Annotated in this window: 12 protein-coding genes; 7 read left to right on the top strand and 5 right to left on the bottom strand. The window is 35.8% G+C overall.

What is annotated here, in order from left to right; all coding sequences use genetic code 11:
- Positions 1 to 39: 39 nt before the first annotated feature.
- From ACOCEA_RS14345 to ACOCEA_RS14335, 3 genes are all read right to left on the bottom strand, one after another.
- Positions 40 to 684 (bottom strand): peroxiredoxin, encoded by a 645-nt coding sequence (locus ACOCEA_RS14345; RefSeq protein ID WP_420756953.1) that lies wholly within the window; start codon positions 682 to 684, stop codon positions 40 to 42.
- 222 nt (positions 685 to 906) lie between these two features.
- A complete protein-coding gene (gene nhaC, locus ACOCEA_RS14340) occupies positions 907 to 2,385 on the bottom strand; it encodes a Na+/H+ antiporter NhaC (protein ID WP_420756952.1) in 1,479 nt (492 codons plus the stop codon).
- A 73-nt stretch (positions 2,386 to 2,458) separates the two neighbouring features.
- Entirely contained in the window at positions 2,459 to 3,679 is a 1,221-nt protein-coding gene (locus ACOCEA_RS14335; RefSeq protein ID WP_420756951.1) for an aminotransferase class I/II-fold pyridoxal phosphate-dependent enzyme, read from the bottom strand.
- 150 nt (positions 3,680 to 3,829) lie between these two features.
- On the opposite strand from ACOCEA_RS14335, the gene ACOCEA_RS14330 reads away from it, so the two are divergent.
- Together ACOCEA_RS14330 and lpdA are read left to right on the top strand one after the other, a co-directional pair.
- Positions 3,830 to 4,288: an Lrp/AsnC family transcriptional regulator gene (locus ACOCEA_RS14330; protein ID WP_420756950.1), complete on the top strand. Its 459-nt coding sequence runs from the start codon at positions 3,830 to 3,832 to the stop codon at positions 4,286 to 4,288.
- Between the two features lie 48 nt (positions 4,289 to 4,336).
- Positions 4,337 to 5,743 carry a dihydrolipoyl dehydrogenase gene (lpdA, locus tag ACOCEA_RS14325; protein ID WP_420756949.1) on the top strand — a complete coding sequence of 469 codons (1,407 nt, stop codon included), beginning with the start codon at positions 4,337 to 4,339 and terminating at the stop codon, positions 5,741 to 5,743.
- Between the two features lie 55 nt (positions 5,744 to 5,798).
- Here lpdA and ACOCEA_RS14320 read toward each other — a convergent pair whose 3' ends face one another.
- Positions 5,799 to 6,032, bottom strand: coding sequence for a CDGSH iron-sulfur domain-containing protein (locus ACOCEA_RS14320; RefSeq protein WP_420756948.1), 234 nt, complete (start codon positions 6,030 to 6,032; stop codon positions 5,799 to 5,801).
- A 57-nt stretch (positions 6,033 to 6,089) separates the two neighbouring features.
- On the bottom strand, positions 6,090 to 7,274 hold the full coding sequence (locus ACOCEA_RS14315) for a heparan-alpha-glucosaminide N-acetyltransferase domain-containing protein (protein ID WP_420756947.1): 1,185 nt from the start codon (positions 7,272 to 7,274) through the stop codon (positions 6,090 to 6,092).
- Positions 7,275 to 7,404: 130 nt separating this feature from the next.
- Between ACOCEA_RS14315 and ACOCEA_RS14310 the strand changes: the two genes are divergently transcribed.
- The 5 genes from ACOCEA_RS14310 to ACOCEA_RS14290 all read left to right on the top strand — a co-directional run bounded on the left by ACOCEA_RS14310 (position 7,405) and on the right by ACOCEA_RS14290 (position 15,064).
- On the top strand, positions 7,405 to 7,944 hold the full coding sequence (locus ACOCEA_RS14310; RefSeq protein WP_420756946.1) for an NADPH-dependent FMN reductase: 540 nt from the start codon (positions 7,405 to 7,407) through the stop codon (positions 7,942 to 7,944).
- Positions 7,941 to 9,254, top strand: coding sequence for an anthranilate synthase component I family protein (locus ACOCEA_RS14305; protein ID WP_420756945.1), 1,314 nt, complete (start codon positions 7,941 to 7,943; stop codon positions 9,252 to 9,254). Before ACOCEA_RS14310 ends, ACOCEA_RS14305 begins: the two co-directional genes overlap by 4 nt.
- Before the next feature lie 44 nt (positions 9,255 to 9,298).
- The gene (gene tilS, locus ACOCEA_RS14300; RefSeq protein WP_420756944.1) at positions 9,299 to 10,615 is read left to right on the top strand and encodes a tRNA lysidine(34) synthetase TilS; all 1,317 of its coding nucleotides are present in this window, start codon (positions 9,299 to 9,301) and stop codon (positions 10,613 to 10,615) included.
- Positions 10,612 to 12,570: a protein-disulfide reductase DsbD family protein gene (locus ACOCEA_RS14295; RefSeq protein WP_420756943.1), complete on the top strand. Its 1,959-nt coding sequence runs from the start codon at positions 10,612 to 10,614 to the stop codon at positions 12,568 to 12,570. The genes tilS and ACOCEA_RS14295 overlap by 4 nt, the downstream gene beginning before the upstream one ends.
- 103 nt (positions 12,571 to 12,673) lie before the next feature.
- Positions 12,674 to 15,064: a penicillin acylase family protein gene (locus ACOCEA_RS14290; protein WP_420756942.1), complete on the top strand. Its 2,391-nt coding sequence runs from the start codon at positions 12,674 to 12,676 to the stop codon at positions 15,062 to 15,064.

The raw sequence follows: 15,064 nt of genomic DNA, 5'->3' as shown, positions 1-15,064 counted from the left end.
GGAGTGATTGGTTCCATGTTCATTTACTTTAAAATATGATTAGTTGGCGTGTGCAGATAGATAACTAGCCACCCCTTGCCTGTTTGCAGACATGGCCTCTTTTCCTTCTTCCCAGTTAGCAGGGCAAACCTCACCTTTTTCCTGTACGTGGGTATAGGCATCAATTAAGCGAAGGTATTCATTTACGTTTCTGCCCAATGGCATATGGTTAATACCCTCATGGAAAACAGTTCCTTCCTCATCAATTAAATAGGTAGCTCTGTAAGTAACGTTATCACCTTCTACGGTAACGATGTCGTTTTCCTCATCGTAATTTTGGTTGGTGATATCCAAAATACCCAATGTAGCGGCTAAATTTCTATTACTATCGGCCAATAAGGGATAAGTAATACCTTCAATTCCACCATTATCCTTTTCCGTACTTAGCCATGCAAAATGTACTTCTGCAGTATCACAAGAGGCGCCAATTACCAAAGTGTTCCTTTTCTCAAATTCACCTAAAGCAGCTTGAAAAGCATGAAGTTCTGTTGGACATACAAAAGTAAAGTCTTTAGGATACCAGAAAAGAACTACTTTTTTATTATTTTTTTGAGCTTCTTCTAGAACATTAAGTTTAAACGTGTCCCCTAATTCGTTCATTGCATTAACACTAAGATTTGGAAATTTTCTCCCTACAAATGCCATAATTTATTATTGTTTTATAATTATTTAAAACACAAAATTAAGCTATGAAAAGGTCTTTGAGGATTTTATAAATTAGTATTTTCAATAGACCAATAACTATTTTGAATAGTTAAAATAAAATCCCTTTATAGGAGTAGGGTATCAAATTATAGGGGCCTATTTTTACAATATTATCAGAATAATTAAAATTCATTATTAATCCGATAAAAGGAAAAGTGAGCTTTAGTTAGAAGTAAGCTTTTTTATCTTAATATTTAGGGCTGCAAAGATAAATGTCATTATGGGGCTTAGCCAGTTAAATATGGCATACACAAAATATTCTGCTACTCCCACGCCTAAAACCCCACTATGATATGCACCACAGGTGTTGTAAGGTATTAACACTGAGGTTACCGTTCCGGTATCCTCTAAGGTCCTACTTAAATTTTCAGGTGCCAAGCCTCTGTCATGGAAGGCTTTTGCAAACATTTTTCCGGGTACTACTATTGCCAAATACTGATCTGACGCAGTGCCGTTCAAAACAATGCAACTAACACCTGTACTGAAAAATAAGCCAAAAGTCGACTTTGCTAAACTTAATAAAGCTTTCGTAATTCTAGAAAGTGCCCCTATACCATCCATAATGCCACCAAAAACCATAGCACATACTATTAACCAAATAGTACCCATCATACCTGCCATACCTTTAGCGGAGAATAAGTCACTTAATGCCTCATTGTCTGTAGGAACATCTGTACTTACCGTAATCGCCTTAAGTATTCCTTTATAACCCGATTGAAAATCCAGCTCTTTTGTACCCGTTAATCCGGCAATAACTTCTGGTTGAAAGATAAGTGCAAAAAGTGCACCTAATAAAGTTCCTATTAATAGGGCTGCCAATGGAGGTGTCTTTTTTACAATAAGGACCACAACCGCAATTGGAACAATAAAAAGCCACCCATTAATGTTGAAAGAAGCATCAATTGAGGTCAAAATTGCATCAATATCTGCCACTCCACTTGTTTCTATGTTTAGACCAATGATTATAAACACTATTAAAGTGACAGAAATGGTTGGTACCGTTGTCCATAGCATATATTTAATGTGATTGAACAATTCACCGCCAGCCATAGCCGGGGCTAGGTTGGTTGTATCGCTTAATGGCGATAATTTATCACCAAAGTATGCTCCCGAAAGGACGGCGCCAGCTGTCATTCCCAAAGAAATTCCTAAAGCCTCACCAATACCGATTAAGGCAATGCCAACCGTGGCTGAAGTTGTCCAGCTACTACCGGTAGCTATGGAAATAATGGCACAAATTATAACACACGCCGCTAGAAAAATGGTAGGATTCAAAATTTGAAGTCCATAATAAATCATAGCGGGAATAATACCACTTACCAACCAAGTTCCGGCCAAGGCCCCAACCATTAACAGTATAAGCAAAGCACCCGTAGTCGATTTAATATTTTCTGCTACTTCAGCCAACATTTGTTTGTAGGATATTTTATTGAAAAATCCCACAATGGCCGCTACGGCACCACCCAATAACAAGATAAACTGGTTAGAGCCACTTAGGGCATCATCACCAAAAACATATACATTATAGGCCAACATCGCCACTAAAGCAATAACCGGTATCATGGCCTGAAGAATACTCAACTCCGTGTTTTCAACTATATGTTCGTTTTCCCTATACTTATTGGTACCGTTATCTGACATTAAAATTTTTGTTTGGATATCTGGTAATATTACGATTTAAGTAACGTTTGTGCAAACCAGTTGATTTGGTAACTTAATTTCTGGCAGGCTTAGCATTTAAAATCCCTAATTCCAACATGCATTCCTTCATTAACAAATAGGTTCTTTCTATATCATCGTCTAAACCAATGGAAAAACGAATGAGTCCATTTGTAAGTCCCATTTGCTCCTGCTCCTTAATAGGTATCTCGGATGATGTGGAAGTTCCCGGTGCACTGAACAGCGTCTTGTAGAACCCAAGGCTAACAGCTAAATATCCTAATTTTCTCTCCTGCATTAGCTCCATTAGGGCATTTGCGTTTTCTAAAGAGCCTACATCCATTGTCATGAGTCCCCCATAACCATATTGTGGGTTCATTTGGTCTTCCATAATTAAATGTCCTGGATGGGACATCAAACCGGGATATACAATCCTTAAACCATCTTCTTGAAACTTTTCTGCTAAAAATTGGGCATTTTCACTATGTTTTTTAATTCGAATATGTAAGGTTCTCATATTCTTTAAAATAGAGGCGCCACGCAGACTATCCAACGTACTTCCCAATAACATACCGGCACCACTGTTCACGTCCTTAAGGCTACGACAAAACGCCTTTGTACCGCATACCACCCCAGCAACACAATCGCTTGTGCCATTTATGAACTTGGTTAGGCTATGAATAATAATATCCGCACCCAGTCTGGCAGGCGTGATAGACAAAGGGGAAAAAGTGTTGTCCACTACTAAGGGGATATTATTTTCTTTTGTTATTCTGGATAAAGCGGCAATGTCCGCAACCTCTAGAAGTGGATTGCTAATACTCTCACAATAGATCATTTTGGTATTTGGGGTAATGGCCTTTTGAACAGATTCCAAATCGGTAATATCCAAGAAGGTTGTGTTTATATTGAATTTTTTTAAAAAGTTCTTCATAAAGGCATAGGTGCCACCATAAATGGTCCTACTGCTTATGATATGGTCACCCGCATTACATAATTGCAAAATAACGGCTGTGATTGCTCCCATACCACTTGCGGTAACATTTGCGGTTTCTGTTCCTTCAATGGCAGCTAAGGCTTCTCCTAAATACAGATTGGAAGGGGAGGAGTGTCTACTATATAAATAACAACCTTCAGTATTGCCCTCAAAAGTATCGAACATGGTCTTCGCAGAGAGAAAGGTATATGTTGAAGAGTCCGATATTGATGGATTTACACCACCGTATTCACCAAAGTATTGTAAGTCCTGTAAATCGTTTGCCGCTTTTTTACTCATCTTATTTTTTTATCATTAAAAATATAGTAAAACTGATGTATTGTCAATATAAAAGTTGTATTATAGATTTTAAATCTAAAATTATTAGTATTTTAGATTATTATAAGTAAAATCGATAATTTAAGTTAAAAACTTCGAAAAATTATCTTTATGAAATTAGATGATACGGATTTTAAGCTTCTTGGCCTGTTGCAGACCGATAGTAAAAAAACCACTAAGGAATATGCCAATGTGTTGGGTTTGTCCGTAACCGCAGTTTACGAAAGGATAAAAAGACTTGAGAAAAACAATATTATTAAGAGTTATGTGGCCTTGGTTGATAAAAAAACGGTAAACAGAAATTTCACGGTCTTTTGCCATGTGAAACTAGTTCAGCATACCCATGAAAATATTAAGCAATTTGAACGTGAGATCTTAAAATTGGATGAGGTTGTAGAATGTCATCATTTAAGCGGCGATTTTGATTACGTATTAAAAATTCATGTTCAAGATATGGAGGCTTACAGAGGTTTTATGGTTGAGAAACTTACAGCAATCAACCATATTGGTAGCACCCAAAGTTCCTTTACCATAAAAGAAGTGAAGCATTCCACTGCAATTCCGCTATAAAAAATTAAAAAAGCACTAATTTTACAGCTGTCAAAAAAATAATAATTTATGAATCAATATGATGTAGCCATTATAGGCTCGGGTCCAGGAGGATATGTTGCGGCAATTCGTTGTGCACAATTAGGAATGAAAACAGCAATAATTGAAAAATATTCCACTCTGGGTGGCACATGTCTTAATGTAGGCTGTATCCCATCTAAGGCCCTATTGGATTCATCACATCATTATGAGGATGCGGTCAAACATTTTGAAGAACATGGTATTGAGATACCTGGAGAAATAAAAGTGAACCTTGAGCAGATGATTGCGAGAAAACAAGGTGTTGTTGATCAAACAACAAAAGGCATCCAATTCTTAATGGATAAAAATAAGATTGATGTTTATGAAGGTATGGGTAGTTTTAAAGATGCTACACACGTAACTATTAAAAAGAATGATGCTAATACAGAAACAATTGAGGCCAAAAATGTCATCATTGCTACAGGCTCTAAGCCATCTAGTTTACCATTTATCACTATCGATAAAGAAAGAATTATTACCTCGACCGAAGCTTTAAAGTTAAAGGAAATTCCAAAACACATGATCGTTATTGGAGGTGGTGTTATTGGCTTGGAATTAGGTCAAGTTTATAAAAGGCTTGGTGCGGAAGTAACGGTAGTGGAGTATATGGACCGCATAATTCCTGGTATGGATGCCGCACTCTCTAAAGAGTTGACCAAAGTAATGAAAAAACAAAAAGTGAAATTTGCACTTTCACACAAAGTTAAATCTGTAGAACGTAAGGGGGATACCATTACGGTTAAGGCAGATGATAAAAATGGAAATGAAGTGGTTTTTGAAGGGGATTACTGTTTGGTGTCGGTTGGTAGAAAACCGTATACAGATGGTTTGAATATTGAAGCTTCGGGGGTTAAGTTAGACGACCGAGGTAGGGTTGAGGTAGATGCACATTTAAAGACAAATGTTGATAATATTTATGCCATAGGGGATGTAATCAAAGGAGCTATGTTAGCCCATAAGGCAGAAGAGGAAGGTACTTTGGTAGCAGAACAATTGGCTGGTCAAAAACCACATATAGATTATAATTTAATACCTGGGGTGGTCTATACTTGGCCAGAAGTTGCTGCGGTTGGTAAAACCGAGGAAGAACTTAAGGCAGCTGGAGTGTCATATAAAACAGGTCAATTTCCTATGAGGGCACTTGGGCGATCAAGGGCAAGTATGGATTTAGATGGATTTGTAAAGATTTTGGCAGATAAGGAGACCGATGAAGTTCTTGGTGTGCACATGATAGGCGCTCGTTGTGCAGATTTAATTGCAGAAGCTGTAACGGCCATGGAATTTAGGGCGTCTGCCGAAGATATTTCACGTATGAGCCATGCTCACCCAACTTTTGCCGAAGCAGTAAAAGAAGCTGCATTGGCAGCTACGGAAGATCGAGCACTGCACATTTAATTCATAAATACACAGCATAAAAAAAGCAGTTGAATTTCAACTGCTTTTTTTATGCTTATAGCTCTTTATGGCTACCATCACAATAAGGTGGATTGCTTGTTTGTTTGCAGGTACATAAATAAGCTTTTTTATCTTCATCTACGCTAAAACCTAAAGAGGGTGGTTTGTTATGTGCACGGTGTGCGCCATCACAAAATGGCTGATTGGCACTATGGCTGCAGGTGCACCAAGCATAACGCTTATTTTTCTCTAGGTCAACCGCAATAGGAGAATAATTTTTATCGTTCATAAACACTAAATTTTTTATCAATTTACTGTAAACCGATGACAAATAAGATTGGAGCTTTTAATTTTTAACGAATCCAAATAGTCTAATAATACTATTGAACAGTGATCTAAACATATCAAGACTTATGAAAAGTATTTTTTCCAATTGAAACTTAGCTATATTTAAAGCATGGGCCGCAGATTGTTTTATCCTCACTTTATGGTCCTCATAACGCAAGGCCAAATAGGAACTAATTATCATAAATACTACTGCTCCAAGTATGGCTATGATTGGATGCAATGAATGATGAAAAAACCGGTATAAGCCTAAACCTGTTAGGCTGCCATACAAAATCATAAAATGTATTACATAAATGGATAAGGTACTTTGACCAAGTCTCAATCCAGTCTTGTTTGTCAAAAATTGTCTGAATAACATAAAAACCGAAAAGACCAAGAGCACATTGCCCAAGCGTATGAATAAATAATTATTGTAAAATATATCGCTAAAAAGTGTAATACCAGAATAGTTGGAAAGTGCTAGAAAGAAGTCTGAGGAATAAAAAATTAGCGTCAAACCTATTATCATGAATAAACTTATGCTACCGGTATAAAGATGTTTATGGTCTTTGTATTTTGCAAAAAGAATAGAAATAAAACTTCCAAAAGCAGTATATCCAAACCAAGGTATAATTGTAAATACAGAACCATTCGTTTTAGTAAAGTAATTTGCCAACCATTGCGGAAATAAACTAAAACTCTGGGTTTTGTAATAGGGTTCAAAAACAAATAAGATAAGGGTTGATATAAGCAGCAATGATGGAAATAGCCACTGCTTACCTCTGTTGGAAAGTAAATAAATAGCAAGAATCCCTAAAATAGAAAGCCCAATACAGTGTAACACATCTACAAGGTAAAAGGATTCATAAATTTCACCTTTTAGGAGGCCTAAAAAATTCATTCTTAAAAGGTAACCAATGACAAGTAGCTCAATTCCCCTTTTTATTCCCTTCTTAACCCTTGGATTTGCCCAACCGGTCTGTGGTACTTTTATTAAAAGGTAGGTAAAAATAAATCCGGAAACCGTAAAGAAAACTGGTGCGGTAATACCTCTAAAATATTTCCAAACACTAAAAAAAATGTTTGAATTATCACGAAACGTATTGTCCAGTAAGCCATCGATAAAGTGACCTTGGAGCATCATTAATATAGCCCAAGCCCTAATGGCATCTATAAAATAAAGTCTCGTTGTACTCTTGTTCATTTTATTTTACTTAACCTTATATACTTAATTTTCAGTATAGTTGGATCTTTAAAAGGGCAAAATTATATAAAATACTGGCAACTCCTTAGGAATTCGACTATTTTCGTATACATAATCTTATTTAAAACATATGTCATTTATTTTAGGTTTTGCCGGTAGTAATTCTTCAACTTCCATTAATTATAAATTGGTACGTTATACCGCCACATTAATTAAAGACCCGCAAGTAAGGTTAATGGACATGGCACATTGTCCGTTTCCAATGTACAGTGAAGATTATGAGAAAGAAAATGGCTTTTCAAACTCGTTAATTGAGTTTAAGAATGACCTACAAATATCAAAAGGTATAATCATTTCTGTGAATGAACATAATGGAAACCCTTCAGCATACTTTAAAAATCTCATCGATTGGCTATCTAGATTGGACCGCAATTTCATTAAAGACAAGAAAGTACTATTAATGGCCACTTCTGGTGGTAAGAGAGGGGCTATTGGTTCTTTAGAAGTAGCAGAGAAAATGCTCTCTAGATTTGGCGCAGATATTACAGGAACATTTTCTCTACCTAATTTTTTTGATAATTTTGATATTGATAAGGGAATATTGGACGATGAATTGGCAGTAGAACATGCAAATGCACTAAAAGAATTTCTTGCAAAGATTACCGTTTGAGAACTACCGTTGTACGTGATATTAAATGTATCAGTGATTTTAAGGAGTGTGTATTACAATGGGCACAGCAATTTGATGAAGTGGTTTGGTTAGATAATAATCAACATAAATCGGAATATAGCTCGTTTGAAGGATTATTGGCTGTTGATGGTTTAACTGCCATTTCTACTGATAGTCAAAATGCTTTTGAGGATTTAATTGAGTATCAAAACCGAACCAATGATTGGATTTTTGGTTATTTATCCTACGATCTAAAAAATGATACAGAAAATTTACAATCAAACAATTTTGACGGACTTAAATTCCCCGACCTTTATTTTTTTCAGCCAAAAAAAATTATAAAAATCTATGGGAATAAAGTAGAGTTCGTCTATTTGAATTTGGTTGCTGATGAAATTGAAATTGATTTTAATGAAATCTGTGATAACCCTCAATTTGAAAATGTAAAGCAGAATGCAGCAACGTTTCCACATATTAAAATGCGAATATTTAAGGATGAGTATTTTAATCGTGTTGGCGAGTTACTTTCATATATACACCAAGGAGATGTTTATGAAGCTAATTTTTGTCAAGAATTTTATGCTCAAGATTGTAGTATAGATACCTTTTCTGTTTATAAACACTTGAACAAGATTTCAGAAGCTCCTTTTTCTACTTATTTAAAGCTTTTTGATAAATTTCTGCTATCTGCAAGCCCAGAACGTTTCATAAAAAAAGTTGGAAACAAAGTAATTTCACAACCTATTAAGGGAACGGCTGCTCGCTCAAAGGACCTTGTATTGGACAATGCGTTAAAATATGAGTTGGAACATGATGTAAAAGAGCGTTCGGAGAATGTTATGATTGTTGATTTGGTACGTAATGATTTATCTAAAACTGCTTTAAAGGGGACTGTAAGTGTAGAGGAGCTTTGCAAAATATATTCTTTTAAACAGGTACACCAAATGATATCTACTATAACATCGCGAGTTAAGAAAGACCAAAATCCAGTTGATATAATTAAGGATTGTTTTCCTATGGGTAGCATGACCGGTGCCCCAAAAATCTCAGCTATGGAGATAATAGAAAAATTAGAGTCATTTAAAAGAGGTTTGTATAGTGGGGCAGTAGGCTATTTTACACCTGAAAATGATTTTGACTTTAATGTGGTTATACGTAGTATTCTTTACAATGAATCTGAAAAATATCTTTCCTATGCCGTGGGTAGTGCTATCACTGCCAAATCCAATCCACAAAAGGAATATGAGGAGTGTCTTTTAAAGGCAAAAGGGATGCGACAGGTATTAGGTTTGGGCGTTACTAATGAATAGTCCGTATTTTAATTCTTGATTGGCTAATTACCTACCTTTGCACTATGCTTAACGATTTTGAAGCGCATATTAATAAGAATTTTCCGGAACTTCTTTCCAGTACCTTTCTTTTGACCTGTAGTGGTGGTTTAGATAGTATTGTTTTGGCACATCTTTGCCATAAATGTAAAATGAATTTTGCTATTGCCCATTGTAACTTTGGGTTAAGGGGAGAGGCCAGTGATGGCGACGAAATTTTTGTTAACCAATTAGCAAAACAATTAAACAAGCAATTCTTTGTCACCTATTTTGATACTTTTGGGTATATGGCCAAAAACAGAATTTCTTTACAATTGGCCGCCCGTGAACTCAGATATGATTGGTTCAGGGAGATTTTAAAGGAAAATGGGATTGATTTTCTGGTTACCGCACATCATGCAGATGATAATTTGGAGACCTTTTTAATCAATTTATCACGTGGTACAGGTATTGACGGATTAATTGGTATTCCGTCTAAAACAGCGGATATTCGAAGGCCTCTTTTGTCCTTTTCTAGAGCACAGATTTTAGAATTTGCTGAAAATAATTCCATTGGTTGGCGAGAGGATGTGAGTAACGAAGATGTCAAATACTTACGTAATAAAATTAGATTAGAAATAATTCCAAAATTAAAGGAACTACACCCTAACTTCCTCACCAATTTTAAAAATACATTAGAATATTTGAGTGAGACCAATGAGATTTCAAGGCATAGGTTGTTCTATGTAAAACAACAGTTATTTGTTGAGGAAAACGGTATGATAAGTATTTCTATTGATTCTTTAAAAAAATTGGTGCCATTATCTGCTTATTTATATGGTTTGTTTAGTCCGTACGGCTTTAAGGAAGTTGGTCAGATAGAGGAATTGTTGGAGCGTATGAGTGGTAAGTATTTGGAATCAAAGACGCATAAACTTTTAAAAGATCGGGAATGTTTGTTATTGATGGAAATCGCCAATACGTCAGTTGAAAAGGAAATTTATACCATACCAGATGGTGTCATGAATGTTAAAGAACCGTTGGATATCAATTTTACTGTTGTGGATTACAGAAATGATAATACACAAAATCTAATTTTTGTTGATAAAGCTGCGTTAAAATTTCCTTTAACATTAAGGAAATGGAAAAATGGCGACTATTTTCATCCAATAGGTATGAAGGGTAAAAAGAAACTGGCAAAATTCTTTAAAGATGAGAAGATCAATAGTTTTTCAAAAGAAGAACAATGGTTGCTATGTTCAGATGATAGTATTGTTTGGGTGGTTGGCAAAAGGGCAGACAGTCGTTATAAAGTTACAGAGGATACCAAAGTAATAGTAAGAATTGAAGTGAAGAATATATGAGAGTTTTATTGGTAATAGTATCATTGATTAGTGTTTTGGGCTTTTCCCAGAGCGATGAAAACCCTGTTGTCTGGAGTCAAGAGGTGAATCAAGTTTCAGATATAGAATATGAGTTGGTTATTAAAGGGGCCATCTTTGATGGCTGGCATGTGTATTCCCAATATACGGATGAAGGTGGTTCTTTACCAAGTGAGTTCTCATTTGTTGGTGCCGGTACAGCCTATGAATTGATTGGCGCAACCAATGAAAGTAAAACCGTTAAGGAATTTAGTGAGATTTTTGAGGTAGAAGAGACCTACTTTAAGAAAGAGGCCATTTTCAAGCAAAAAATAAAACTGATTGATCCAGCAACAAAGCAGGTGAAAGTGAATTTGTTTTATCAGGTATGTAAGGAAGTTTGTATTCCTGTAGATACAGATTTTGTTTTTTCATTGGATGGTAGCTTAGTAGTTGAGGAAACAATCGCTTTAGATGATAAGAGTACAGCCCTTACGGCCAAATTAAAACTAGATTTAAAAAATAGGGAGCTCCTTACCCAAGGTCAAGAGAATATAGGTGTCGGTTCCAATTTATGGGTAATCTTTGCATTAGGATTTTTAGGTGGTTTAATAGCATTGTTAACGCCATGTGTTTTTCCTATGATACCCTTAACCGTTTCTTTTTTTACCAAACACTCCCAGAAAAAATCAAAAGGTATAGCCAATGCTTTGCTGTATGGTTTTTTCATAATCTTAATATACTTTCTTTTAAGTCTTCCTTTTCATTTATTTGATTCGGTAGACTCTCAAATCTTAAATACCATAGCAACCAATATTTGGCTTAATATTATATTCTTTGTGATTTTTGTCTTTTTTGCATTTTCATTCTTTGGGTATTACGAACTCACATTACCAAGTTCTTGGGCTAATAAAATGGATGAGGCTTCATCAAAAATTGGTGGCGTACTGGGAATCTTTTTTATGGCCGTCACTTTGGCTATAGTTTCTTTTTCTTGTACTGGCCCTATTTTAGGTGGGTTACTTGGTGGAACAACTTTGGCAGAAGGTGATGTAGCTGTGAATCTAACAGCGGGTATGACCGGTTTTGGCGTGGCGTTGGCATTCCCATTTGCTTTGTTTGCCTTATTCCCTGCATGGCTAAATTCATTACCTAAATCAGGTGGTTGGATGACAACCGTTAAAGTTGTACTTGGCTTTTTGGAAATCGGGTTAGCATTAAAATTTCTTTCCAATGCCGATTTAGTAGGGCATTGGGGAATATTGAAAAGGGAAATCTTTTTGGGAATTTGGATCATAATTGGATTATTAATGACACTTTATCTTTTTGGTGTATTCCGCTTTCCTCATGATGGTCCAAAACAAAGATTAAGTACAGGAAGAAGGGCGTTTGGCGTTTTTAGTGCGCTGTTTACTATTTATTTGGTTTTGGGGATAAGCAATGTCACCAATCTAAAATTACTAAGTGGTTTTCCTCCGCCTGCATTTTATAGTGTATTTGAACAAGAAAGCGACTGTCCCCTAGGTATTGATTGTTTTAAGGATTTTGACAGTGGCTTGGCCTATGCCAAAGAAAACAATAAACCAATTCTCCTAGATTTTACAGGTTGGGCATGCGTTAATTGTAGGAAGATGGAAGAAAATGTATGGAGTGAGCCGGACATTTATTCAATTTTAAAAAATGATTATGTTTTAATATCCCTATATGTTGATGATAGAAAAGAATTGTCAGAAGAAGAACAGTTCAATTTTCAATATGAATCTGGCCGAATTAAACAAATAACCAATATCGCCCAAAAGTGGGGTACTTTTCAGGATTTCAATTTTAATGCGGTCTCACAGCCGTACTACGTACTTTTGTCTCCTGACTTGGAAGTGTTGAACACGTCTATACAAAACTCAGATGCCAATACGTATCGTACTTGGCTATTAGTAGGTTTACGTAATTTTAAAGGGTAAATTGAAAAAGTAAAAGGTTACTTGTTCTTAATAAAAGTAAGGGCTTACATTTTTTTTTAAATTTAATTATAACTTAGGGTTAAATTCCCCCTAAATTATAGAGATGAAATTTTTAAGAAAATTTGGTATTTACACCTTCTTGATTTTACTGATATTGGCGCTTAGTGTATTCGTATTTGTACAAACGCTCAAGCCTGATTATTCCGGAGACAAAACTTTGGTTTCCTTAGAAAACAAAGTAGAGGTGTATTATGATGATTTTGGAGTTCCACATATTTATGGTGAATCTGAAATAGACGCTTTTAGGACCTTAGGTTATGTGCATGCCCAAGATAGACTTTGGCAAATGGAACTACTGCGCAGAATTGGAAGTGGCGAGTTGTCAGAGGTCTTTGGCAAAGATTTATTAGGTACTGATAAGTTTTTCTTGTCATTAGGTATTAATGATGCTTCTGTAGAAAGCGTTTCCAAGTTAAAGAAGGACAAAACAGCTGTTACATTGGCCAATGCCTATTTGGATGGTGTCAACCAATTTATTGTTGAAGGGCCTACGCCAATCGAGTTTTACTTAACAGGAATTGATAAATCGGAATTTACCTTAAAAGATATGTACAACACTATGGGGTATATGGCGTTTAGTTTTGCCATGGCCCATAAGACCGATCCTTTTCTTTCCAATATTAAAGATAAGTTGGGCACAGAATATTTGAAGGATCTTGAGATTTTTTCTAATTGTGATTTGGAATGGATCAAGAATGCACCGGATGGATCTTTAAAAATCAACACTACCTTAACTTCAATGGTCAATGATGCCTTGTCTACTATAAATTTACCTCTTTTTGAAGGCAGTAATAGTTGGGTTATTGGTCCTGAAAAAACAAAAAATGGAAAAGTAATTTTTGCCAATGATCCCCATATTGGCTTTGCACAGCCATCCGTTTGGTATGAGGCCCATATAGAAACCCCTACATATTCCAAATATGGGTATCATATTGGAGGCATCCCATTTCCAGTTCTTGGCCACAATAGGAAATTGGCCTATGGTATGACCATGTTTGAGAATGATGATGTGGATTTTTATTATGTAGAAAACAACCCTGAAAATGAAAATCAGTATAAAACGGAAAAGGGTTGGAAGGATTATGAAATTGTTTCAAAGCGGATAAAAGTTAAAGATTCGGGCATTGTTGATTTCACTTTTAAGAAATCTGTTCATGGACCCGTATTGAACGGTATCGCAAATCAAGATACTGGAGAAAGACCAATAGCTATGTCTTGGATATATACTCAAGGCGAAAATCAGGTGATAGATGCTTTTTATGAATTGTCCCATGCGAATAATTTAAATGAATTTAAAGGAGCTCTGCCCAAAATTCATGCTCCAGGACTTAATATTATGTATGGGGATGCTGAGGGTAATGTAGGCTGGTTTGCAACGGCACAATTATATGAAATCCCGGATAGTGTACATACAAAAATGGTATACGAATATGGTAAAGGGTTATCATCAGAAAAGAAATTATTGGAATTTACAGATAACCCACAAGCTGTAAATCCACCTTGGAATTATGTGTATTCTGCCAACAACCAACCAGATTCCATTGCAGGAATGTTATACCCAGGTTATTATTTACCAGAAAATAGGGCCAAAAGAATTGTTGCATTGCTTGACGCCAAAGCTAATTGGGACATAAAAGAGGCCAGTGAGATGATTTTGGACATTACATCACCGGTAAATGAGACCGTAGTTAAGGATTTGACCAAATTAATGGATATTGTCAAATTGGAGGATAAACAAATCAAAGCATTAGATTACTTACGAACTTGGAAAGGGGATTACCCAATTGGTTGTGTTGCATCTACTATGTACACCAGATGGATTTACTTTTTCTTGTCCGATACCTTTAAAGACGAATTAGGGGAAGAAATGTTTGAACAATTTTTGGCTACACATCTACACAAACGGTTAATTGCCCCAATGGCGGCCAAACCCGAATCTGTTTGGTGGGATAACGTGAATACTTCGGATACGGTTGAAAGCCAAGAATATATTGTCCAAAAATCATTTATGAAAATGATGTCATCATTGGAAAAGGATTTTGGACCTGATATGAAAAAATGGACTTGGGAGAAAGTACATACGTTAGAGCATCCACATCCAATAGGTCAAGTAGAAGTCTTGCGTTCTTTTTTTAATGTTGGCCCTTTTCCTGTTAGTGGCACCCGTGAGGTAATTAATAATATGGCTTTTCCTTATGATGAAAGTGGATTTTACAAAACAAGCTCTGGACCTTCTACAAGAAGGGTTATAGACTTCTCCGATATTGAGAACAGTATCAGTATTTTACCAACAGGCCAATCTGGTAACCCATTTAGTAAACACTATGAAGATCAAGCTGAGATGTATGTAGAGGGAAAATTCAGAAAAATGATGATGAACGAAGCTGAAATTAAAAAGAGTAAAGAAATCCTTACATTTAGACCAAAGGATTGA

The organism is Maribacter luteocoastalis, from assembly GCF_048890225.1.
In the GTDB taxonomy this organism is placed as follows: Bacteria; Bacteroidota; Bacteroidia; order Flavobacteriales; family Flavobacteriaceae; genus Maribacter; species Maribacter luteocoastalis.
This window is presented reverse-complemented; position numbering and strand designations above follow the sequence as displayed.